The organism is Lacinutrix neustonica, from assembly GCF_026625145.1.
Classification (GTDB): Bacteria; Bacteroidota; Bacteroidia; order Flavobacteriales; family Flavobacteriaceae; genus Lacinutrix; species Lacinutrix neustonica.
Genome location: NZ_CP113088.1, coordinates 2887908 through 2912034, shown reverse-complemented (window position 1 = coordinate 2912034; position 24127 = coordinate 2887908). Strand labels below are relative to the sequence as shown.

At 34.9% G+C, this 24127-nt stretch carries 16 protein-coding genes and 10 pseudogenes; 14 read left to right on the top strand and 12 right to left on the bottom strand.

The window, feature by feature from the left end; all coding sequences use genetic code 11:
- The first annotated feature begins 22 nt into the window (after positions 1-22).
- Positions 23-1319 (top strand): annotated as a pseudogene (locus tag N7U66_RS15815) (Pycsar system effector family protein).
- Here N7U66_RS15815 and N7U66_RS15810 read toward each other — a convergent pair.
- The 3 genes from N7U66_RS15810 to rsmG form a co-directional block, all read right to left on the bottom strand.
- Entirely contained in the window at positions 1309-3240 is a 1932-nt protein-coding gene (locus N7U66_RS15810) for a GAF domain-containing protein (protein ID WP_313791278.1), read from the bottom strand. The pseudogene N7U66_RS15815 and the gene N7U66_RS15810 overlap by 11 nt on opposite strands.
- Positions 3221-3697, bottom strand: coding sequence for a hypothetical protein (locus tag N7U66_RS22190; protein WP_313791277.1), 477 nt, complete (start codon positions 3695-3697; stop codon positions 3221-3223). Before N7U66_RS22190 ends, N7U66_RS15810 begins: the two co-directional genes overlap by 20 nt.
- A gap of 95 nt (positions 3698-3792) precedes the next feature.
- Complete coding sequence (gene rsmG / locus N7U66_RS15805) at positions 3793-4425, bottom strand: 16S rRNA (guanine(527)-N(7))-methyltransferase RsmG (RefSeq protein WP_267678542.1); 633 nt, start codon at positions 4423-4425, stop codon at positions 3793-3795.
- 139 nt (positions 4426-4564) lie between these two features.
- On the opposite strand from rsmG, the pseudogene N7U66_RS15800 reads away from it, so the two are divergent.
- Positions 4565-5664 (top strand): annotated as a pseudogene (locus tag N7U66_RS15800) (fatty acid desaturase family protein).
- Positions 5665-5677: 13 nt separating this feature from the next.
- Positions 5678-6868 (top strand): pyridoxal phosphate-dependent aminotransferase, encoded by a 1191-nt coding sequence (locus N7U66_RS15795; protein WP_267676077.1) that lies wholly within the window; start codon positions 5678-5680, stop codon positions 6866-6868.
- 103 nt (positions 6869-6971) lie between these two features.
- On the opposite strand, the gene N7U66_RS15790 is transcribed toward N7U66_RS15795, so the two are convergent.
- From N7U66_RS15790 to trkA, 4 genes and pseudogenes are all read right to left on the bottom strand, one after another.
- Positions 6972-7226, bottom strand: coding sequence for a hypothetical protein (locus N7U66_RS15790; RefSeq protein WP_267676076.1), 255 nt, complete (start codon positions 7224-7226; stop codon positions 6972-6974).
- Positions 7227-7461: 235 nt separating this feature from the next.
- On the bottom strand, positions 7462-7683 hold the full coding sequence (locus N7U66_RS15785; protein ID WP_267676075.1) for a hypothetical protein: 222 nt from the start codon (positions 7681-7683) through the stop codon (positions 7462-7464).
- A gap of 152 nt (positions 7684-7835) precedes the next feature.
- Positions 7836-9343: pseudogene (locus N7U66_RS15780) on the bottom strand (TrkH family potassium uptake protein).
- Complete coding sequence (gene trkA, locus N7U66_RS15775) at positions 9343-10692, bottom strand: Trk system potassium transporter TrkA (protein ID WP_267676074.1); 1350 nt, start codon at positions 10690-10692, stop codon at positions 9343-9345. Before trkA ends, N7U66_RS15780 begins: the two are co-directional and overlap by 1 nt.
- Positions 10693-10932: 240 nt before the next feature.
- Here trkA and ubiE point away from each other — a divergent pair.
- Together ubiE and porT are read left to right on the top strand one after the other, a co-directional pair.
- Positions 10933-11602 (top strand): annotated as a pseudogene (gene ubiE / locus N7U66_RS15770) (bifunctional demethylmenaquinone methyltransferase/2-methoxy-6-polyprenyl-1,4-benzoquinol methylase UbiE).
- Between the two features lie 92 nt (positions 11603-11694).
- Positions 11695-12412 (top strand): annotated as a pseudogene (porT, locus tag N7U66_RS15765) (type IX secretion/gliding motility protein PorT/SprT).
- A 93-nt stretch (positions 12413-12505) separates the two neighbouring features.
- Here porT and N7U66_RS15760 read toward each other — a convergent pair.
- Positions 12506-13224 (bottom strand): annotated as a pseudogene (locus N7U66_RS15760) (TrmH family RNA methyltransferase).
- Between the two features lie 79 nt (positions 13225-13303).
- On the opposite strand from N7U66_RS15760, the gene N7U66_RS15755 reads away from it, so the two are divergent.
- From N7U66_RS15755 to accD, 7 genes and pseudogenes are all read left to right on the top strand, one after another.
- On the top strand, positions 13304-13654 hold the full coding sequence (locus N7U66_RS15755; RefSeq protein WP_267676073.1) for a hypothetical protein: 351 nt from the start codon (positions 13304-13306) through the stop codon (positions 13652-13654).
- Positions 13655-13668: 14 nt separating this feature from the next.
- Positions 13669-13782: pseudogene (locus N7U66_RS22660) on the top strand (hypothetical protein); the annotation flags it as partial.
- A gap of 36 nt (positions 13783-13818) precedes the next feature.
- Positions 13819-14193 (top strand): hypothetical protein, encoded by a 375-nt coding sequence (locus tag N7U66_RS15750; RefSeq protein ID WP_267676072.1) that lies wholly within the window; start codon positions 13819-13821, stop codon positions 14191-14193.
- Between the two features lie 88 nt (positions 14194-14281).
- Positions 14282-14614: a hypothetical protein gene (locus N7U66_RS15745; protein WP_267676071.1), complete on the top strand. Its 333-nt coding sequence runs from the start codon at positions 14282-14284 to the stop codon at positions 14612-14614.
- The gene (gene tamL, locus N7U66_RS15740; protein ID WP_449274500.1) at positions 14580-15839 is read left to right on the top strand and encodes a translocation and assembly module lipoprotein TamL; all 1260 of its coding nucleotides are present in this window, start codon (positions 14580-14582) and stop codon (positions 15837-15839) included. The genes N7U66_RS15745 and tamL overlap by 35 nt, the downstream gene beginning before the upstream one ends.
- A gap of 115 nt (positions 15840-15954) precedes the next feature.
- Positions 15955-17023, top strand: a pseudogene (fbaA, locus tag N7U66_RS15735) (class II fructose-bisphosphate aldolase).
- A gap of 256 nt (positions 17024-17279) precedes the next feature.
- Positions 17280-18139, top strand: a pseudogene (accD, locus tag N7U66_RS15725) (acetyl-CoA carboxylase, carboxyltransferase subunit beta).
- A gap of 46 nt (positions 18140-18185) precedes the next feature.
- Here the strand turns inward: accD and N7U66_RS15720 are convergent.
- The 3 genes from N7U66_RS15720 to N7U66_RS15710 all read right to left on the bottom strand — a co-directional run bounded on the left by N7U66_RS15720 (position 18186) and on the right by N7U66_RS15710 (position 20426).
- Positions 18186-19037 (bottom strand): hypothetical protein, encoded by an 852-nt coding sequence (locus N7U66_RS15720; RefSeq protein WP_390886588.1) that lies wholly within the window; start codon positions 19035-19037, stop codon positions 18186-18188.
- 298 nt (positions 19038-19335) lie between these two features.
- Positions 19336-20112, bottom strand: a complete 777-nt coding sequence (locus N7U66_RS15715) for an ATP-binding protein (protein WP_267676066.1) — start codon at positions 20110-20112, stop codon at positions 19336-19338.
- A gap of 20 nt (positions 20113-20132) precedes the next feature.
- A complete protein-coding gene (locus N7U66_RS15710; RefSeq protein ID WP_267676065.1) occupies positions 20133-20426 on the bottom strand; it encodes a PAS domain S-box protein in 294 nt (97 codons plus the stop codon).
- Positions 20427-20629: 203 nt separating this feature from the next.
- On the opposite strand from N7U66_RS15710, the gene rpsO reads away from it, so the two are divergent.
- On the top strand, positions 20630-20899 hold the full coding sequence (rpsO, locus tag N7U66_RS15705) for a 30S ribosomal protein S15 (protein WP_267676064.1): 270 nt from the start codon (positions 20630-20632) through the stop codon (positions 20897-20899).
- 167 nt (positions 20900-21066) lie between these two features.
- A pseudogene (locus tag N7U66_RS15700) lies at positions 21067-23319 on the top strand (polyribonucleotide nucleotidyltransferase).
- 319 nt (positions 23320-23638) lie between these two features.
- On the opposite strand, the gene N7U66_RS15695 reads toward N7U66_RS15700, so the two are convergent.
- Positions 23639-24109, bottom strand: a complete 471-nt coding sequence (locus N7U66_RS15695; protein ID WP_267676063.1) for an META domain-containing protein — start codon at positions 24107-24109, stop codon at positions 23639-23641.
- Between the last annotated feature and the right edge of the window lie 18 nt (positions 24110-24127).

The following is a 24127-nucleotide window of genomic DNA, read 5'->3' as shown; positions in this document are numbered from 1 at the left end:
TCTCTTAAACAGAATTTATTTTATGGCAAATATAATTGAAAAGACGGATGCATTTGTGCTAGAGCTTTTAAAGGATAAACTAAGTAATAACATAGTCTACCACAACTATACTCATGCCAAAAGAGTATTCAAAAGTACAAAAGAAATTATTGAAAATTCTGAAATTAATGTTAACGAGTCAGAAATATTATTATTAACAGCATTATTACACGATGTAGGCTACACTGAAAAACGTGAAGGTCACGAGGAGGTGAGTGTTAAAATCGCCACAGATTTTTTAACTGCCGAAAACGTGGATCCAAAAACAATTGAAGCTGTAAACGCCTGTATTATGGCTACTAAATTTGATTCTGAACCTCAAAATAAATTAGAGGAAATTATTCGTGATGCCGATTCTTCTCATTTTGCAAAAAAGTATTTTCCGGAAGCCAGTGAGTTTTTACGCAAGGAACTTGAATTATGCGACGTAAAAAACTACACCGCCAAAGAATGGTTAGAAGAGAATATATCAGTGTTAAGTAAAAAACACAGGTACCACACGCCTTATGCCATAAAGAATTGGAAATCCGGAAAAGATAAAAATTTAGCCAAACTAATAAAAACGAAGAAAAAGAAAAGGGCCAAAAACAACAAAGAAAAACTAAAAGCAAAATACAAAGCCCAATACAAAAATGAGAGTCCGTGAACGGGGCATTCAAACGTTTTACCGTGTGGCTCTCAGAAATCATATAAAATTAAGTGACATTGCAGATACAAAAGCCAATATCTTACTCTCTGTAAACGCCATTATTATTTCTGTGGTTTTAGCTAATTTGATATCAAAACTAGACACGAATCCGTATTTAACATGGCCTACAGTGATATTTACATTGTTTAGTGTAATCTCTATGATTATGTCTATTATTGCGACTCGCCCAAATGTAACTAGTGGAGAATTTACTAAGGAAGATGTAGAAAACAAGGAAGTAAACCTCACATTCTTTGGTAACTTCCATAAGATGGAACTAAAAGAATATGAGTGGGCCGTTGAGGAACTCCTGAAAGACAAAGATTATGTCTATAAATCTTTAACAAAAGATTTGTATTTTTTGGGCGTTGTATTGAATAGGAAGTACAAAATATTGCGGGTAACCTATACAGTATTTATGACTGGTATTATAATCTCTGTATTTGCTTTTGGTATTGCGATTAAAAACAATCCAGGTGCAGACATTAAAGATGTTTTAGAACCGGATGTAAAGGTGAGCACACAAAATTCAAATCCGGAATATACGGTGCTTTTTAACAATAAGACCCATTGTTTTCTAGCTAGTCATTAAGTTCTTTCATTAAATCCTCGTACGTATAGAACTCCTTTTTCTGTGTATCATGATTCTGGTATAGTAAATTTACCCGGATGGCTTTCAGCCCTGTTACTCCTTGTAAATCCTCTAACTCTAAAACTTCAACGGTATCGCCCGTAACTTTTTTAGACTGGAGAAAATTAACATACTGTAGGTATTCTATTTCATCTTCTTCTTGAGAATATACAATTGTTATTTTACCATGAGTTGTGACCCGCTCTTTGGTCCCTTTTATATTTGCTTTGTCTACTCTTTTTTTCACGACCTCGTAACGTGCATTATAAGTACCATCTACATCAAATAGCTTTTCATCCATTCTAAACCTTATGGATAGAGACTGATTGAAAACTAAAATCATAGAAGCCACATCAAGTGATAATGGGTATTTATCACGATTGGTGTAAAATTCATTCTCCATTTTACACATCACTTGTAGCTGCCATAACCGTAAATTATATAAATAAATGGTATTAAAGGAGTTTTCTTTAGTAATGGATTCTCCTATATACATATTATGTTCTACACCATCGGTTTTAAAACGTTCGAAAAAATGGGGGTACATTTTCTGAGCCTTAACCTGTTCTTTATCAATAACGCTTGACATGTTTTTATTGATAAGCATAATGGTATCATCGTAATTCTTCCTATAATAATAGATAAGACCTAAGTTGCCATCAATTTTAGAATAGTAATCTTCGATAATCGCTTTTAAAGTGGGTTTATTATTGAGCTGAAATTTAAAGAGCGGCTCAATCTCATGTCTAAAAAAGGAAGTGGCTCTTTGCTCGCTATCTACTTTAAAGTCATTATTTATTTCTTCTGAAAGACTTTCAATTTCAAATTTGAGTTTTTCAAAAATGGGAAGTTTTTCCATTTCAAATGCTTTTTCAATAATCTTCCCTATGAGCATAAGCTGCAGTGCTAAGTCCTTTTGGGTTGCTTTATTTCTAGCATCTGAAGAGCCTTTAACATCTATTTGACCAAACAACGGGTAGACATCTCTAAACAATATCTTTCCAAATGAGGCCTCTTCTCCATGCTTTTGCTCATCGATTAAAAATTGACGCGCAGCGGCTTCAAATTTCCACTTTACACTAGGATGAATGGCAGTACATTCACGCTGAATAACAGCTTCTATTAAGTGTTCTTCATCTTGACGAGACCGTTTAACAGCAGCGACTATATAAGGCATGACGTCTACTAATTTATTCGCCACAACACTGTTTAATGCGCGCTTCGTTTTAGAGACTAGCTCTAATATCCCCAGTAAATTATCACCGTCTGCAATTGGAGCTAAAATAGTACTCTTGTAGCCCTTTGCTCCCAACAGCTTCATTTGCGGCACTTTTCCTTCCACTTTTTTATTGAAGCCATCAATGTCTGAAACAGAATAAAAGGTTTTATCCTGAAACAAAGTTTTGTAAGAGTTGCTACAGAAAATTTTCTTACAATCTTTGCCTTTTACATTGTTATCAAGTAAAAAACTATACACGCCTGCATCGTAAACCGGCATCAATATATCTTCTCTATGATTATAGACACAAAACCCGACATCCAAATCAGTCATCCCTAAAAACGATTGAAAAATGGACTTAAAATTCGCCATAAACTGTTGGTCTTTTCTTTTTTCTTTCGCGATTAAGCTCGATTTTATATTAGAAATAGACTGATCGGCCGTAATATCAAAAATATTAGAAATTACAAAACCCTTGAATTCATAACTTCTTGGCGGGAATTTTTCTTTCCATAAATTGATGTTATCAAAATTATCTAAAAGTTCTTTATAATCTTCCTTGGTTATGGGCTTTGTGTTTTTATTACGGGTTATTTCTATAAAATCGGCGTTATATAAAATTTTATACGATTTAATAATACCGTTAACGTCTCGGTATTTCATAATAAAGTGGTCGGGTATGGTTTGCTTTAAAATTATAACAATAGTCTAAAATAATGGTACAAGCAATAATGTATCCGGAATCATCGGGCATGTTGCGTATTTCCAAATTAAAATCTTCCCCTGCTACATTTAAAATATTGCGAAAGCGTTCTGAAGAATTAAATACGATGTTATGAAAAGGAACGGAAGCCGTCTTGATTTCATTTTTTGTCAACACTTCACTGAAAGAATCTTGTAAGATAATATCAATCTCTTTTTGATATTTTTTAAGATGAGAAATTTGTGTAAAACCATCTCGTAATATGGGGAAATTTTTTTGAACTTTCAATACTCTTCTTGCCTTAGCTGCAAGAAATTCATCATTGCTCTTTGCCAAAGTCTCATAGTAAGACAACAGTTTATTAAAACCGATTTTGATTATGAACGGTAACTCTATATTGTCATTAATATCTGCCATGGTATTTAAACTTACGTAAAATAAATGAAAATTAATCTCAATTTAGTGGTTTTAACACTTAGTTAAGTCGCATAAAAAATCACTATATTTATTGACTAGCCTCTATATTTTATTGGTAAATGCACCACTTTTTTGGTGTCATAAAACGCTTCATCAAAAAACGCCGAAATCGGATAGATTTTTGCGGTTTTATAATCTTGAAGTTCTGCTGATAGGTCTCCCCCTTTTAAATAAAGAATGCCATTTTTGAGATCATGATTTTGATCTTTAGCTATTTTGCCTTTAATCCAGTGCACAAAAGTTGGCATAGCTGCAACCGCTCTGCTTATAATAAAATCGTAATAATCATCATTTATCTCTTCTACCCGAGAATTTGTAGTTTCGACATTATCAAGCTTTAATCCAGCAACCACTTCATTAACTACTTTTAATTTTTTTCCAATACTATCCACCAAATGAAAATGGCATTCGGGAAATAAAATGGCTAAAGGAACCCCTGGAAAACCACCACCAGTGCCTACATCCATAATTTTAGTCCCATCTTTAAAGGAGATGACTTTGGCTATTGCTAATGAGTGCAACACGTGACGTAGGTACAGCTCATCAATATCCTTACGAGACACTACATTTATTTTTAGATTCCAATCTTGATATAATGCCGATAACTTAGAAAACTTATCTATCTGGTCTTCAGTAAGGTTGGGAAAATACTTTAAAATAAGGTCCATCATTTATTTTTTTGCAAAAATAAGACTTTTGCTACCATAATTTTATGATTTTGTATATTAGTTCAAACGTTTTAATTATTTATCTTTGGCACAAATGTGATTGGCACCATTTGTGCACTATCATACAAAACAACACATTATGACAAAACAAACCTTATCGTTCTCTAGAACAGATTCTGCAAAGTTTTTTAGAACACTTAACAAACGTGTGAACTCTTACTTTAAAGACAACGATATAAAACGAACTGGTAACTGGAAAATATGGATTAAAACCATAGTGATGTTTACTTTGTTTTTAGCCCCTTATTTTTTAATATTAACTTTAAATATTCCTGGCTGGGCGCAAATACTATTGACTATAGTTATGGGTGTCGGTATGGCTGGTGTAGGCATGAATGTGATGCACGATGGCAACCATGGTTCGTTTTCTAATAAAGAATGGATCAACCGTTTAATGGGAAGTAGTATATACATATTAGCAGGAAATGTTTACAATTGGAAAGTACAACATAACGTATTACACCATACTTACACGAATATTCACGGTCATGATGAAGATTTAGAAGCAGGACGGGTCTTGCGTTTTTCTAAACACACAGAATGGCGTAAACACCACAAGTTTCAGCATTACTACTCGGTTTTATTATATGGTCTATTGACTATTAACTGGGCAATCACTACAGATTGGCAACAAATGAAGCGCTTTATGAAACGTAAATTATCATATGGTGAATTCCCTAATCCTGTGGCGAACTGGAGTAAATTAGTGATTTCTAAAATTATCTACATCGCGATGTGGATTGTATTACCAATGTTAATTTTAGATATGGCTTGGTGGAAAATCTTAATAGGATTCTTTATCATGCATTATACCGCTGGACTTATATTAAGTGTTGTGTTTCAATTGGCACACGTTATGGATGAAGCAGAAATGCCATTACCGAAGTAAATGGCACCATGAAAAACACTTGGGCCATTCATCAATTAAAAACAACGGTTAATTTTGGTGCAAAAAGCAAGATCGTTAACTGGTTTACTGGTGGTTTAAATCACCAAGTAGAGCATCACATTTTTCCACATATTAGCCATGTTCATTATGGCAAGATTTCAGAAATTGTTAGAGACACGGCAAAAGAATTTAACTTACCATATAACGAATATAAAACCACTCGTAAAGCCATTGCCGCCCATTTTAGATATTTGCGCGACATGGGGATGAATCCCGCTTTACAAGCATAACGAACACATTTTAATGAGTCAACCACTTTCTGAACGTATTTTAAATATGTCCACGTCTGCCACCCTAGCTATGGCAGCAAAAACTAGAGAACTTAGAGCCGAAGGCAAAGATATTATAGGGTTAAGTTTGGGTGAACCGGACTTTAACACCCCGCATTTCATCAAAGGTGCCGCAATTCAAGCGATTAATGATGACTATAATTCGTACTCACCAGTTGATGGGTACGTAGAATTAAAAGAAGCCGTTATCACTAAATTTAAGCGCGACAATGATTTAACATATACGCTACCACAAGTTGTGGTTTCGACTGGCGCTAAACAATCGTTGTATAACGTCGCTCAAGTTATGCTAAACAAAGGTGATGAAGTTATTTTACCTTGTCCGTATTGGGTAAGCTATAGTGACATTGTCAAAGTCGCTGAAGGCGTTCCTGTAGAAGTTCAAACGTCGATAGAGAATGATTTCAAAATGACAGCTTCTCAATTAGAAGCAGCCATTACGCCAAAAACAAAAATGCTTTGGTTTAGTTCTCCTTGTAATCCTAGTGGTTCTATATATAGTAAAGAAGAACTAGAAGCTTTGGCTCAGGTTTTAAAAAACCACCCAAATATTTACGTCGTATCCGATGAAATATATGAACACATCAACTATACCGGCAAATCCCATGCTAGTATGGCCAGTGTGGATGGCATGTTCGATCGTACCATTACTGTTAATGGTGTCTCTAAAGCCTTTGCTATGACGGGCTGGCGCGTAGGCTACATAGGGGCTCCCGACTGGATTGCACGCGCATGTAACAAAATGCAAGGTCAAATTACCAGTGGCACTAATTGTATTGCTCAACGCGCAGTTATCACGGCTTTAAATGCAGACCCAAGTACGGTAAAATATATGATTGACGAATTTAAAGAGCGTCGAGATTTAGTGCTAAATTTATTAGAAGGTATTGAAGGATTTCAAACTAATACACCAGAAGGTGCTTTTTATGTGTTTCCAAATATTTCTTATTTCTTTGGAAAAACCTTACGCGGTAAAACCATAAATAATGCGAATGATTTTTCTCTATATTTATTAGAAGAAGCTTTAGTCGCAACAGTAACTGGTGATGCTTTTGGCAACCCAAACTGTATCCGCATAAGTTATGCCGCTTCGCAAGATCAGATTAAGGAAGCCATAAAACGCATAAAAGAAGTACTTGAATAGTGCCATTCTTGAAAAACATAATATAAAAAAGTCCTATTGATTGGTTTCAATAGGACTTTTTTTCTTTAAAGCCTCTCGGGGGAATATACCCCTTCGAAAAAATTTAGTTGAAATAAAGGAGTAGGGCAATTAATATACCGCCTATAATTCCAATCACTATGAGTCGTTGTAAACTTCGTCTTTTATTTTTCTTTTGAAGTGTTTCGCGAATTTCCCGCAATTTTTCAGGCGTTGCTTTTGGTAAATTATATTCCGTCTTTTCTGTACTCGTATTTACAAAGCTTAATTTTTTATCCAATCGTTTCGATAACATACTCTTATTGGTTCTAATAATTGTTATCATAGCAAGTGCTCCCATAGTTTACAAGGTATTATCCAATAGTCTGTTACAGACTATTAGTAGTTAAACAAATAATAAGTGGAATAGATATAATTATGAAGAATTTGCGAATTCTAAATATCTATTTGAATTAACTGGAGGCAAAGGACCTCTATTAAAAAAGAAAACCGGCTTTATATATAAGTATCCTAATTATATAAAATGTTACATTTTTTAATCGAAATCGTAAACCTATAGGACAAAGCGCAATACACTAATTAAAAGCTATGATAAGCGCTGCTAAAAACACGGCCACTTTTAAAGCGGTTTCAATGCTGCTAGAGGATTGTAACTCATTACTTTTTAGTCGTTGTTTTAAACTAAAAATAGAGTTGTTTTTTAAATCTTTAAAATTCTGTTTAACAACAGATTTATAATTGGAATTTAAAAGTCCTGAATACGAGTGATGCGCGTTTGATGTGATGATTGATTCCATTGTGATTGATTTATTGTGGTTATACTATTACAACGACTCACCTCCAGTTTTGTAACACCAAGACTACGATACAATATACTAAAAACCAACTGGAAACAGCTCAAAACCATTGAGAAATCTACAAAATTTAAAAGTAAAAAATAATTGAAAAATTATCTATTACGCCAAAAGAAAGGCGTGAATAAAATTAAAACCGTGAACAATTCTAATCGCCCGATAAGCATTAAAAAAGCAGACCACCACTTACCAATATCTCGGCAAAGCGTCATAGTTCTTAACTGGTCCGAAGTCACCTAAAGCTGGCCCCACATTTCCTAAACTGGAAGCTGCTAACCCAATGGCTGAAGTAAAGTCAATTTGCATCATGGAGAACCCTAAAGTACCCACAATAAAAGCTAAGAGATAAAGAATAAAAAATCCTAAAATATTAAAAACAATCTCTCCGGAAACGGATCGTCTATTATAACGTACTGGCAAAATAGCATTAGGATGTAACGTACGCTTAAATTCTAAAAAACCATTTTTAATAGTAATTAGGTGTCGCATCACTTTAATACCCCCGCAGGTACTTCCTGCAGAACCTCCTAAAAACATCATACCAAAGAAAAATAAGGTTAGAAATGGAGTCCACAAGGTATAATCTGCGGTCACAAATCCCGTTGTGGTTACAATAGTAAGCACTTGAAATAAGGCGTGTCTAAAGGCACTTTCACCTCTACCTAATACCATAGGGTGCTCAATAGAGGAAAGACTTAAATCGGCATTAAAATAAATAATAAGTGCTGCTACTATGGTAAATCCAGCAATAAATTTAAAATACAATTTAAACTCTTCATCTTGGAAGACCTTTTGTACTTTTCCTTTAAAGGCAAAATAACTCAAAACAAAATTTGTCCCTGCTAAAAACATAAAGACAATAATGATATATTGAATTAATGGCACATCATTCCAATACGCGACACTTGCGTTTTTAGTTGAAAATCCTCCCGTTGACAATGTCGTCATCGAATGATTTATAGCATCAAAAAAAGACATGCCCGCCGCCTTAAGTAAAATCGTTTCTGCAGCGGTATAGCCAAAATAAATTAACCACAATCGTTTGGCCGTGTCTGTGATACGCGGATGCAACTTATCGGCACTGGGTCCTGGAGCTTCAGCCGCAAACAGCTGCATACCACCAATACCTAGCAAGGGTAGAATGGCGACTGCCAATACGATAATCCCCATGCCACCAATCCAGTGCGTTAAACTTCGCCAGAATAAAATCCCTTCGGCACAATTTCAATGTCATTTAAAATAGTAGCTCCAGTAGTCGTAAAACCGAGACATCGTTTCAAAAAAAGCGTCGGTAAACCTAGGAATAGATTCTGTTAAGAGGTAAGGTAGCGTGCCGAGATAAAGCCATAACAACCCAACCAAAGGCGACAACAATATAACCTTCACGCTTATTCATTTCCTTATCATGATCTCTGGTGACATACATGGTAAATGCACCAATAAGAACCGTAACGAGACCCGACAAAAATAAATTTAGCGTAACACCATCCTTATAACTTAAGCTTACTAAGGTCGCAAGCAACATAAACCCACCATTAAAGAGAAACAGTAGTCCGAAAAAATGGAAAATAATTTTGAAATTGAGTTTTAATCTTTTACGCATTATAGGAAAAGTTTCTCGACTTCTTTTATAGATCGGGGTAAACAACACACAACAATATAATCGCCCTTTTCAATTTTAAAACCGCCTAATGCAATTAAACCTTCACCATCTCTAATCACTCCGCCGATAATAGCAGAACGCGGAAATTGAATATCCTTTATTTGTTTATTGCAAATTTTAGAATCAGACTTGACTCTAAACTCTAATAATTCAGCATGAATATTATTGAGTTTGGTCATGGCAACCACTTCTCCCTTTCTAATATATCTAAATATATTATTTGCCGCTAGAAGTTTTTTATTCACCAAAGTATCAATCCCAATAGATTGAGAGAGCTCAAAGTAATCCATATTCTCAACTAAAGCAATCGTTTTCTTTACCCCTTTAGATTTGGCAACAAGACACGACATAATATTGGTTTCAGAGTTTCCTGTAACCGCAATAAATGCATCCATGTCTTTAATGTTTTCTTCTTCAAGAAGCTCTACATTCCTTCCGTCTCCATTAATAATCAACACATCAGACAATTGATCGGCTAAATCCATGGCCACTTCCCTGTTTTTCTCAATGAGTTTAACATTAAAATGTTTCCCACTTAGATCTCTAGAGGTTTTATAACCAATTTTACTTCCCCCTAATATCATAACATCTTTAATAGCGGTATTCGCTCTACCCGTCATTTTACACAACTCTTGACCACCACCTTCACTAGTAATAAAGACCACGGTGTCTCCTTCTTTAAATTGTGTATCCCCCCTAGGAATAATAGTATATTGCGTACCAAATCGCTGAACAGCTATAGGCACAAAATGAATTTCACTAAACTGTTGCGCAGCTTCCTTAACTGTTTTACCTACAAAGGATGCTGTTCTGGACAAGTTTAGACTCACCATGGTTAAAGCACCTTCTTCAAACTCATAACTTTCATTAAAAGCAGACTGACTTAATAATAGTTGAATTTCTGATGCGGCTAAAGACTCGGGTGAAATCAACTCATCGATACCAAAGCGTGTAAATCCAACTTCATCTTTATGGGTAATAAACTCGGTATTAGAAATTCTAGCAATAGTACGTTTCGCCCCCAGCTGTTTAGCAAGTACACAAACAGTAATGTTTGTTGTTTCAGAAGCAGTAACACCAATAACCAAATCGCTATGGGCCACCTTAGCCTCTTTTAAAATAGCAATAGATGTAGCATCTCCTTTTAAAACTTTAATGTCTAAATGATTATCTGCGTAAGAAAGGCTTTCCCTATTAGTATCTATAAGTGTGATTTCCTGTGATTCGTACGACAGTAATTTAGCTAAATGAAATCCTACTTCACCAGCGCCAGCAATAATAATTTTCATTCTTTATCTTTCTGAAAAGTGATACAAAGATAACTAATTTATAATTTAAATGCATTGAAAATGATTCACTTCATCTGCGTTTAACTTTTATCTATAGTAAATTGAATTAATAACATCCCATCTTAAACTCCAATGCTTATAAATTAAAGAAATCGCCTTAAATTTGTAAAAAAAAATATTTTGGCAAAAGTAAAACCTTACAAAGACAGCGCCCTCGGCAAAAAGGAACAAGTCACGCAAATGTTTGATACGATTTCTGAGGATTATGATGGTTTAAATCGGGTGATTTCATTTGGTATTGATATCAAATGGAGAAAGAACGTAGTCGCTATCGTTAAACAAGCGCAACCAAAAACCATTCTCGATATTGCAACGGGTACAGGGGATCTCGCTATTAATTTAGCTGAATCCCAGGCTGAAAAAATTGTAGGACTAGATATTAGTCCCGGCATGCTCGAAATAGGAAAAGAAAAAATAAAGAAAAAAAACCTAAATGCTAAAATCGAAATGATTTTAGGAGACAGTGAAAATATGCCTTTTAATGATAATAGTTTCGATGCCATTACCGTTGCTTTTGGCGTGCGCAATTTTGAAACCTTAGAAAATGGTTTAAAAGAAATCCTTCGCGTACTCAAACCTGGCGGCACTTTCGTGATTTTAGAAACATCGATGCCGAGACAAAACCCCTTTTAAACAAGGCTATAATTTTTATACTAAAAACATACTACCGCTAATAGGAAGGGTCTTTTCTAAAGACAAAACAGCTTACAAATATCTCTGTGAATCGGCGTCTCAATTTCCTTATGGTGAAGCGTTGAACAATATTTTACGTAATATTGGGTTTATAAATGTTAAAGATATGCCACAAACTTTTGGTGTGGCCACTATTTATAAAGCATCAAAACAATAAACAAGGACATGAGGGTCACATGAAATTTTATTAATTCTGAGGATATTAATAGTGAACAGCCTGTGATTTTGATAAAAACCAAGAATGAATACATGAAAAATATATTTGCCCTAATAACTTTTTTATTTATAGCATCAACCTGTTCTGCACAACTATTTACTAAGAAAAAAGTGCAAAATAACCAAAACATGGATAAATCAACTTTGAGTTGGGGCTACTACTTTGGCGTTAATAATTTGGACTACAAAATTGATTACAATAGTGACGAAGAGGAGATACAAACAGAAAAAACATTTGGGTTTAATGTTGGTTTAGTTGGTGATTTTCGTGTTAACGATTATATCAATTTAAGATTAGAACCCGGCTTAGTCATTGCGGGAAGAAACCTAATGTATCCCGAGAGTTACTTTGATGGAATCGATGATACTAATAAATCAGATTTCTTACGTGAGGTGAAGTCCACCTATGTCTATTTTCCATTATTGGTTCGTTTTTCAACGCAAAGAATTAATAACTTTAAACCATTTATTACTTTTGGCGTAGCGACTTCCATTAATTTATCAAGCAACGAAAAAAATCCGAGAGGACAATAGTGGTGGGGAATTTAGAACGACACAGAGCACACAGTTTTATGATATTGGTTTTGGTATCGATTTCTATCTATACTGGTTCAAATTCACACCTTCTATTAGGGGTGTTTTTGCCATTAACGATGAATTAGTACGAGATGTAGACGCAGACAGTCCATGGACTGGGAATATCAATTCTATGAAAACAAGAGGTGTTTTTTTGAATCTAACGTTTAGATAAATATTCCGTTACTGGTTTACTAAAGCAAAAAGAATAATTCTTAAGTATTGCCCGTGAAAAACTAAAAACTGGAGCTATTTATTAATTAAAATATTAACTCCGTTTAAATTCACTCAACAACACAGCGGTAGCCGCAGCAACATTTAAACTTTCTGTCGCTTGTAACGCTCCAAACCTTGGAATAGAAATTCGCTGTGTAATGTGCTTTTCTATGCGATTCGAAATGCCGTTGGCTTCATTCCCCATAACGCGAATACCTTTTTGGGGTAAGTCGCTTTTATAGACATTAACACCATCCATATAAGCTCCAAATACGGGAACATCGGCGATCTTTAAAAAGCGTTCTAAATCAAGATAGCTCACATTTACGCGTGTGATCGAGCCCATTGTTGCTTGTATTACTTTGGAATTATAACAATCTACCGTTTCTTTACTACAAACCAATTCTTTGACACCAAACCAATCGCACAATCTAATAATTGTTCCTAGATTTCCGGGATCCCTCACGGCGTCTAAGGCAACTATTAGTTCAGAATTTAAAACAGCCGTTGCTTCGGAATTTTGAAAATAGCCAACACTTGATTTGGAGTTTTTAAGCTACTGATTTTTTTTAGTTCTATTTCAGAGACAATGGTTTCCTTGTCGGCATAACTATAGAAGCTAGTCGCAGTAAATAGGTGATAGAGCTCTAAAGAAGACTCTAAAAGCTCGGTAACTGTTTTTAGGCCTTCCGCTATAAAGAGACCTTCTTGTACTCTATATTTTTTTTGCTTTAATCGCGTTATAAATTTTATTTGGCTTTTTGATAGCATTTAAAAAATGTATTTTTGAATCCGATGTCATTTAATATATAAATAACCTTAGAAATTAACCTTTTTAACCTTCAGCTATTTGAAACAGCAGTCTTCAAAAATACTATTATTAATTGTAATTATTGGTTTTTTTAGCGCTTGTAATTCGGTAAAAAGAGTCGCAAAAAACGAACATTTACTTACAAAAACTTCACTCACTGTAAATAATGAAAATGAAGACAGAGAAGCTATTACTAATTTAATTTACCGGAAACCAAACAGCACATTACCTCTTATAGGAACCCCTTTAAGATTACATATTTATAATTTAGCGAGACCCAATATTGATTCGATTTTAAAAGCAAGGGCCAAAAAAACCCAAAACGTCACAAACGCTGGGAGAAATTTTTATCTAAAAAACAACAAGACAAATATTACGCATCGCGATTAAGTTTTAATAATTGGATAAAAGAAACAGGGGAAGCTCCCGTTATTGTCAATGATACGCTCTCTAAAAAATCCATTAAACGCTTAAAGGATTACTATTTTAATTATGGATGGTTTGACGTTGAAGCAGAATATGAAACGACCAAAAACGACAATCAAGAAGGTCGCGTGAACTATAATGTAACCACAGGAAAACCGTACATTATAGATTCTATATCCACTAAAATCTCAACGACAATCATTGATTCTTTATACAAATTATCAGCGAACAAATCCTTTATAGAACTTAACAGACAATATAAGTCTGTGGATGCTGTAAATGAGCGAGAGCGCATTACAGACCACATGCGAAACTCTGGTGTTTATCATTTTTCGCAAGATCACATTTATTTGGAGTATGACACCATAGGTAAAACTAAAAAAGTGAAACTAGAAATTCAAATAAGCGATCGGCAAATACGTTTTGAAGACACCACCTTGACCGAACCCTTTAAGATTTATAAGGTAAAAGAGGTTAACATTTTTACAGATTCTCGGTTATGAAGATCGAAATAAAGTCATTTCAGACTCTACTATTTTTAATGGTGTAAATATTTACAGTAAAGGTGCATTACGATACAACCCTAAAACTTTGACCGATGTGGTTTTCATGAAGCCTAATACCATTTTTAAAGACAAACACAAACCCCAAACATCGCGCCGGATTAGCAATCTACGAACCTTTAAATACCCCAAGATTGATTACATAGAAAATAAGGCAGACACCACCTTAACTACGAATATTTACTTGACCCCATTAAAACGCTTTTCCTTAGGGTTTAGTGCGGAAGCCTCCCAAAGTAACATTCAAAGTATTGGGTTTGCATTGAATCCTAGCATATTAATGCGTAACGTATTTAAAGGAGCCGAAACACTGGAATTATCTCGGAATTACTTCTATTGGAGCTTCAAAAGATGGGGCTAATGAACGGGATCAGTTTTTTGACATTAATGAAATCGGTGCCGACTTAAAATTGACCATTCCGCGATTATTTTCTCCTATTAATACAGAAAAAATAATCCCTTCGTATATGTTTCCAAGTACGAGAATTAGTCTTGCCGCTACCAGTCAAACCAACGTAGGTTTAGATAAACAAACGTTTACAGGCGTTTTTAATTACAAATGGTTTCCCAATGACAAAGTCACTAATCGATTAGATGTTTTTAATATTCAATTTGTACAAAATTTAAATACAGCAAATTATTTTAAAACGTATCAAGCGTCATTTAATGCTTTAAATACGATTGCATTAAATTCTGGATACCTCAATGAAAATGAAACACTAAGCATCCCTTCAGGCGCCAATACTTTTATAGCAGAAGCTACGAGCGGAAGCTTAGGCAATGCTATTTCTACCACAGATTTACTAGCTGTAAATGCCATAGAAGAACGAAAAGATCGATTAACCGAAGACAACCTAATTTTATCTTCAAATTTTAATTATGTTAGGGATAGACGGGACAACTTATTTGATAATGATTTTTCCATTTTAAGATTAAAGTTAGAACTTGCTGGTAATGTATTATCTACGGCTTCTAATATTTTGGGATTACAAAAAAACGCAAATAACAAATATGAAGTTTTCAATGTCGCTTTTTCACAATACGTAAAAACAGAGGTGGATTATGTCAAATATTGGAATTTAGGAAATAAAAATATTGTTGCCGTGCGTTCCTATTTTGGCATCGCAATACCGTATGGAAATTCTACAAGTATTCCATTTTCAAAAAGTTTTTTTGGTGGTGGCGCTAATGATATCCGCGCGTGGTCGGCTTATAATTTAGGTCCCGGTAGCTCGCAGTCAACAAATGAATTTAATGAAGCCAATATGAAAATCACATTAAGTGCCGAAAATCGTTTTAATATTTTTGGCGCATTAAATGGAGCTATTTTTATTGATGCAGGAAATATTTGGAATGTGTTAGATGAGGTCAAAAACGATGCCGCTACTTTCAACACATTAGCATCAATAAAAGACATTGCTATCGGCTCGGGTTTTGGGCTGCGCTATGACTTTAATTTCTTTATCTTAAGAGGTGATATCGGTTTTAAAACCTATGACCCCTCCTATCGTTTAGGCAACCGTTGGTTCAATGACTACAACTTTAACAATGCGGTTTATAACATAGGAATCAACTATCCGTTTTAAGCTTAAAACTAAAAAACACTACAACGTTTTCGATGTTTTATCTCCACTTTTCCCAACGAAGACTCAAAAATTCATTACTTTTGATATTCAATTTTTCAACTAAAAACACATTAAAATGGCACACCAAATAAAACCAGGAGTCGCAACAGGAAAAGAAGTACAAGCGATCTTTAAGCTAGCAAAAGAAAAAGGCTTTGCATTACCCGCAGTTAACGTGACTGGATCTAATACTATGAATGCTGTTTTAGAAACAGCAAAAGCTTTAAACGCCCCTGTAATTATTCAGTTTTCTAATGGGGGAGCCGTTTTTAATGCAGGGAAAAGTTTAAGTAATGAGGATCAAAAAGCCGCTATTGTAGGCAGCATTGCCGGAGCCAAACATGTGCATTTATTGGCTGAAGCCTATGGTGTTCCTGTAATACTACACACAGACCATTGTGCTAAAAAACTGCTACCCTGGATTGATGGATTATTAGATGCCAGTGAACAACATTTTAAAGAAACGGGAAAGTCCCTATATAGCTCACACATGATAGATTTAAGTGAAGAGCCCCTAGAAGAAAACATTGAAATTTGTAAAACGTATCTTAAACGCATGAGCAAAATGGGCATGACTTTAGAGATTGAATTAGGAATTACTGGTGGAGAAGAAGATGGTGTTGACAATAGTAATGTCGATGAATCTAAGCTATACACACAGCCGGAAGAGGTGGCTTATGCCTATGAAGAATTAAGTAAAATTAGTGACCAGTTTACAATCGCTGCCGCTTTTGGTAATGTTCATGGCGTTTACAAACCCGGAAATGTAAAATTGACTCCGAAAATTTTAAAAAATTCTCAGGAATATATCTCAAAAAAGTATAATGTGTCAAAAAACCATATTGATTTTGTCTTTCACGGGGGGTCTCGGTTCAACCGAAGCAGAAATTCAAGAAGCTATTAGTTATGGCGTCATTAAAATGAATATTGATACAGATATGCAATATGCCTTTACGAGTGGTGTACGCGATTATATGGGAGAAAAAGCAGACTATTTAAAATCTCAAATTGGTAGTCCTGATGGCCCTGAATCTCCAAACAAAAAATATTATGATCCTAGAGTCCGGTTGCGTCAAGGAGAACTCCTGTTTGTTGAGCGACTTAAAAAAGCATTTGAAGATCTAAACAATGTTAATACACTTTAGGCGTAACCTCCTTTAAATTAAACACCTGTACTAATCCACGATCCCATTGTAACTAAGTTATTATGGGATTGTTTAATTTTAAAGTGATCATTCAAAAGAGATAGGCTCAACAAATTTTGAGTTTGAATAATAAAAACAGTAATTTTGTACGCTTTATTAAAGCAAAAACAGAACTAATTAATAGCAATGATTGGAGCTTAGGCCACTAAACTTCGATTAAATCTCCCATAATTTTGGGATAAAATATAAAATCAATATGGCTTGGTTTAAAAGAAAAGAAAAAGGTATCACTACTTCTACTGAAGAAAAAAAAGACATCCCTAAAGGTCTTTGGTACAAATCTCCTACTGGAAAAATAGTGGACTCCAAAGAACTTGAAAAAAACTTTTATGTGAGTCCTGAAGATGACTACCACGTAAGAATCGGCAGTAAGGAATACTTTGAAATATTATTTGACGACAATAAATTCAAAGAATTAGACGCTAAATTAAGCTCTAAAGATCCTTTAAAGTTTGAGGACACAAAAAAATACCCGAGACCGTTTAAAAGCAGCCCAAGACAAAACCAATTTAGTAGATGCTGTACGTTGTGCGGTTGGCAAGTCTAAAGGTAAAGATTTAGTAATAGCAGCCATGGATTTTGCTTTTATTGGTGGCTCAATGGGAAGTGTTGTAGGGGAAAAAATAGCACGTGCAGCAGATTACGCCTTAAAGAATAAGCTGCCATTTATGATTATTTCAAAATCTGGTGGTGCTCGAATGATGGAAGCCGCTTTATCACTCATGCAATTAGCAAAAACATCAGCGAAATTAGCACAATTGGCAGATGCTCAAATACCATATATTTCTTTATGTACAGACCCCACTACGGGAGGAACGACAGCTTCTTTCGCTATGTTAGGTGATATTAATATTGCCGAACCAGGGGCCTTAATTGGGTTCGCAGGACCTCGTATTGTTAGAGACACCACAGGAAAAGAATTACCGAGAGGGGTTTCAAACTTCTGAGTTTCTATTAGAACATGGCTTTTTAGATTTTATTTCACATCGAAAAACACTTAAAAATAAGGTGAATTTGTATATCGATTTGATTACCAACCAACCTTTAAGAGCATAAAAAAAGCGACCGAAATCGGTCGCTTTTTTTATTATTAAATCGGGGCTTAATTGAGCACAATATCAATTACATCACCACTGTTAAAAGTAAACGTTGCGCTATTATCACAATCTCCAGTTCCATAATCAAAAACACCAGAGAAGTTGTTGCGACTGACAGCTATAGAGCCACTAACAACATAGTAACAACTCATTTGACGACGCAACGGTATAACGACCTCATAACTATGTGAATTTCCATTGACAAATGTAGAGGTCCAATTTCCCGTAATCTTAAAAACGTTATCACTAAAAACGCCGCTACCAAAACCTTCCACCCACTCTCTTACTTTTAGTCCTTGTCTTGATGCTTGTGCACCGCTTGGCCAGATCACTGTTAAATCTAAAGTATGCGCAAATTGTGGGTTTCCATTTTCATTTTCAAGTTGCTTTAAAATAGTTTTAGATCCTAAAATATGTTTCGCATTAATATAAAAATCTTCCAAGGTATAGGTTATTAAAACTTCTCGATCTGAGGCCTCTCGATCATAACTCATTATAACTTTTCCTTTAAGATTATTCCCATTAATAAGACAGCCTTCAGCTCCAAAATCAACAGTAATTTCTCTAAACCCTTGCTCTATCACTGCGGTGATAGTTACGCAATCTGGTAAAAAGTTAGGACGATTAACATTAGGCATTTTACCTGTTTCATCTCCTTCTTGATTTTCATAGACTTCAATCATAACATCATCTATCGCATCAGATGCCGTATCGATTTCTGCCGATAATTTAAGCTCACTAGTCTCTTTTTGTGTCACATCTGTCTCCACAGTCTCATCTTTACTACATGAGGTGAAAATTAATGCGATGATAGAAAACGTGGCAATGGCCTTCTTTGTAAATTTCAAATGGTTCATAATAATTACATTTATATGTTAATATAGTTTTAAGACGCTACAAACAAAAAAAGGTTTAAAAATAGGTGTCAAAAACTTAAATACAATGACCAGCGGTAATGTTATTTTATAAAAGAAGTTGAATTTATAATCTTGGTTAATAGCCAAACGACCTACTAGACGCTTTTACAAAGAGACTAATCTTATAAACCCTATGGGTTTAGTAATAGTAGTAGTAGTAGTAGTAGTAGTAGTAGTCATTATGGACCTTCGTTTTAAACGAAAAAAGATGTACTCAGTATTATTCTAAAGTTATATTTCATGTCTGTGCCTTTTGTAGATAAATGGCAAAGCAAGTCCCTTGATCAACCGTACTGTTCACTTCAATTTTACCTCCAATACTTTCAATGTGATTTTTTGTAATGAATAAACCCACCCCTCTTGAATCCTTATGTTCATGAAACGTACCATTTACCGTAAATAGCTTGTGTTTGTTATTTTTTAAATCCATCCCCAAACCATTGTCTTGTATTTTTAATACTACAAACTCACCGTGTAATACCGTACTAATTTCGATTATACAATCGCGACGAGGAGATTTATATTTAATAGCATTTGTAAGAAAATTTAATATAATACTATCTAAATAAGCTGGTACAGCAAGAACCTCAAGCGTACTATTCGTATGATTTAAAATTTGACATGCATTTCTTTTAGCTAAAGCATTCACATTATAAATGGCATGGGATACATAATCAAAAATTGATAATGCCTCTAACGCTTCTATTTGTTCTAACCTTTCTTTTCTTATTTCATTGAGATGTTCTAAGGTCTCTTGAAGGTTCTCTAATGACACTTTTAACATTGCAAAATTTTCATTATTTTCTAAAACACTAAGTTCTTCTTCTAAAAATTCCATTATTGATCCTAAATTACCCACATGTGTTCTTATATCGTGAGTAGCAATATGAGCAAAATCCTTGAGTTTATCATTTTGGGTTCTCACTATCTTCATTAATATATTAAGTTCCCAATTGGTATTGGTTTGTTCAGAAATATCAACAATTTGAGAAATAAAAAAAGAGGTTTGCCCCATTCATCTCTCACTAAAGAAACTCATAACAAGGCTACAATCACATGGCCTTTTTTATGAAAATAACATTTTTCAATTTGATATTTTTCTGTCTTACCTTCAAGTAATTGATGCATAGGACCTAAATCAAGGTCTAAATCGTCTCGGTGTGTGATGTCTTGAAAAGATAATTGATAAAGTTCTTTCTCTGAATAACCAAATAAATCGATAATACTTTGATTCACCTTAATCCAACGCCCTTCCGCATTAACAATCGCAATACCACCATGCGCATGGGAAAATATATTTTCGAAAAGTACGTCAGTAGATAAATTCATCTTGCTCTAGTATAAAACTGTAAATCAACGAAGTAAAACTTTAAATTTAACACATTATTCTGTTATTGAAAGCCAACTAATACACAATCTTTTGACTTAAAAAGATTCAGAATAACGTTTATTAATCTAATTAATATTTATTATCTTTGCCGTTCGAAAGATAGGCTTTCGTGTACATAACAATCATTTACAACAATATTAGAATGTATCTAACAAAAGAAGAAAAAGCAGAACTTTTTGCTAAACACGGTAAAGCTAAAAACGATACGGGCTCTGCAGAAGGACAAATTGCATTATTCACACACAGAATTAAGCACTTAACAGAACACTTAAAAACCAATCGTAAAGATTATAATACAGAGCGTTCATTAGTGATGTTAGTAGGTAAAAGAAGAAGCCTTCTAGATTACTTAACTAAGAAAGATGTCTTAAGATATCGTGCAATAGTAAAAGAATTAGGATTAAGAAAATAATCTCAATATAAAGACCACGCTTAACAGCGTGGTTTTTTGGTATATAACAACTCGCTTTGGAAGAGTATAAACACCAAAATTGAAGAAGCTAATTATAGTTTTTCATTGGTCACAACTACTACTACACAACACAACTACCAATGTTTAATTAGTATTAAAACTTATTTATGATTCCAAAAGTTTTTAGAGAGGTCATTGACCTAGGTGATGGTAGAGAAATTTCTATCGAGACCGGAAAATTAGCAAAACAGGCACACGGTTCTGTTGTTGTACAATCCGGAAAATGTATGTTATTATGTACAGTTGTTTCCAATTACGAACAAAAAGACCTTGATTTCTTACCATTGACGGTAGATTATCGAGAAAAATTTGCAGCTGCAGGTCGTTATCCGGGGGGCTTCTTTAAAAGAGAAGCAAGACCAAGTGATGGCGAAGTGTTAACCATGCGTTTAGTGGATCGTGTATTGCGTCCATTATTCCCAAAAGATTATCATTCTGAAACGCAAGTCATGATTCAGTTAATGTCTCATGATGATGATGTTATGCCGGATGCTATGGCAGGGTTAGCCGCTTCAGCAGCTATTCAACTATCAGATTTCCCTTTTGAATGCCCAATCTCTGAAGCTCGAGTTGGTCGTGTAAACGGAGAATTTGTTATCAATCCAACACGTGCTCAATTAGCAGAATCTGATTTGGATATGATGATTGGAGCGTCTGCCGATTCAGTCATGATGGTAGAGGGTGAAATGGATGAGATTTCTGAAGAAGAAATGGCCGATGCCATTAAGTTTGCGCATGACGCTATTAAAGTACAGTGTGCTGCACAGGTACGATTAGCTGAAGCCTTCGGGAAGAAGGAAGTACGTGAATACCCGGAAGAAAGATCAGACGACGATTTAGCACAGAAAATTCATGATATGGCATACGATAAAGTGTATGCTATTGCCAAAGCAGGTTCTGCTAAACATGAAAGAACTGCAGCGTTCGCTGAAATAAAAGAAAGTATTAAAGCCACGTTTTCTGAAGAAGAATTAGAAGATTTCGGTGGTTTAGTTTCGAAATATTATCGTAAAGCTGAAAAATCGGCGATTCGTGACTTAACCTTAAATGAAGGTTTACGTTTAGATGGTCGAAAGACCGATGAAATAAGACCAATATGGTGTGAGGTAGATTATTTACCGTCTACACACGGTTCTGCAATCTTCACACGTGGAGAAACACAAGCTTTAGCCACTGTAACTTTAGGAACCTCTAGAGATGCCAATCAATTAGACATGCCGTCTTTTGAAGGTGAAGAGCGTTTCTATTTACACTATAACTTCCCTCCTTTCTGTACTGGAGAAGCAAGACCTATTCGTGGTACCTCTCGTAGAGAAGTTGGACATGGTAACTTAGCGCAACGTGCTTTGAAAGGGATGATTCCTGATGAATGTCCTTATACGGTACGTGTGGTTTCTGAAGTTCTAGAATCTAACGGTTCCTCTTCTATGGCAACCGTATGTTCCGGCACCATGGCACTTATGGATGCGGGTGTACAAATGAAAAAACCAGTCTCCTGGTATCGCTATGGGATTAATTTCTGATGCAGATTCGGGAAATATGCGGTATTATCTGATATTTTAGGTGATGAAGATCATTTAGGAGATATGGATTTTAAAGTAACAGGTACTGCAGACGGAATTACGGCTTGCCAAATGGACATTAAAGTCAAAGGTTTAAGCTATGAGATTTTAGTCAATGCTCTAAAACAAGCACGTAATGGACGTTTACATATTTTAGATAAATTGATCGAAACGATTGCTACTCCTAATGCAGACGTTAAAGAACATGCACCTACTATGGTAACAAGACGTGTTCCTAACGAATTTATTGGAGCCTTAATTGGACCTGGAGGAAAAGTGATTCAGGAAATGCAAAAGGAAACCGATACGACGATTGTTATTAACGAAGATCCGGTAACCGAAGAAGGTATTGTTGAAATATTAGGCGTAGGAAGAACCGGTATTGATGCGGTTATGGCTAAAATCGATGCTATTTTATTTAAGCCAACAGTTGGTAACGTTTACGAAGTAAAAGTTATCAAAATGTTAGACTTTGGAGCTGTTGTAGAATATTTAGATGCCCCAGGAAACGAAGTGTTATTGCACGTGAGTGAATTAGCATGGGAACGCACAGAAAACGTTAGTGACGTTGTAAACATGGGTGACGTTTTTGAGGTGAAATATTTTGGACTAGATCCAAGAACACGCAAAGAAAAAGTCTCTCGTAAAGCTATTATGCCAAAACCAGAAGGTTATGTTGCGAGACCACCAAGAGAAAGTAACGATCGTGGTGGACGTGATAACAAAGGTAGAGATAGTCGCGGACGTGATAACCGTCGTGACGATAGAAAACCTAGAGAAGATAAAAAAGAAGAGTAATTCTTTTAGTTCTTAATATAATTAAAAGCCCATCAAAAATTGATGGGCTTTTTTAATTTAAAAATCTGAATATTTGACGCGGCCTTGAATAAGAAATCACATCAGTGATCCCAAATGTTGTTTATCATAAATAAATTAAGTGACAAGCAATAGCACATTTCACAACTATCCTGCTAAATATAATTACTCTATTATATAAAGAGGAAATGGCTGGTATCTGTACTTACTATAGAAATCTACAGACCATACATTTAGACAAAAAAAAAGCAAAGTATAATTTAAAATTATACTTTGCTTTAATGATGCTTATGTTACTAATTTACCTTCTAGTAAATGTTGTTGATTCACCTTGTTCAGTTAAAATAAGTTGATTAGCACTAACGTCAACAGCAACTCCGGAAAAATAAACGTCGCCACTTTCATAAACTTCATTATTAGCAGGATCTAATAGGTCTGTATATTTGAAATCGATAACGGTTAGGGTACCATCTTCTTCATTGAACGCCCAGTTACCATCGTATTTATCATTTTCAAACATAGTCTCACCATATGTTGCTTCACAGTTAGCTGCAGATGCCTCATAATCTAAGGCATTATATTCTGAATCATAAACTTCATAATATGTACCATTTGCTTTCAATACAAATACCCAACTTTCTTTAGTATAAATGCTATACTCTGCAGGAATCACATCTCCATTAGTACAAGTTACTTCGGTTGAACTACCCGAATAATTGTCTGTTCCTATCCATTCTCCAACAACAGCAGCATTTCCGCCCCAAGCTTCCACAGTTACACAAGCTTCTTG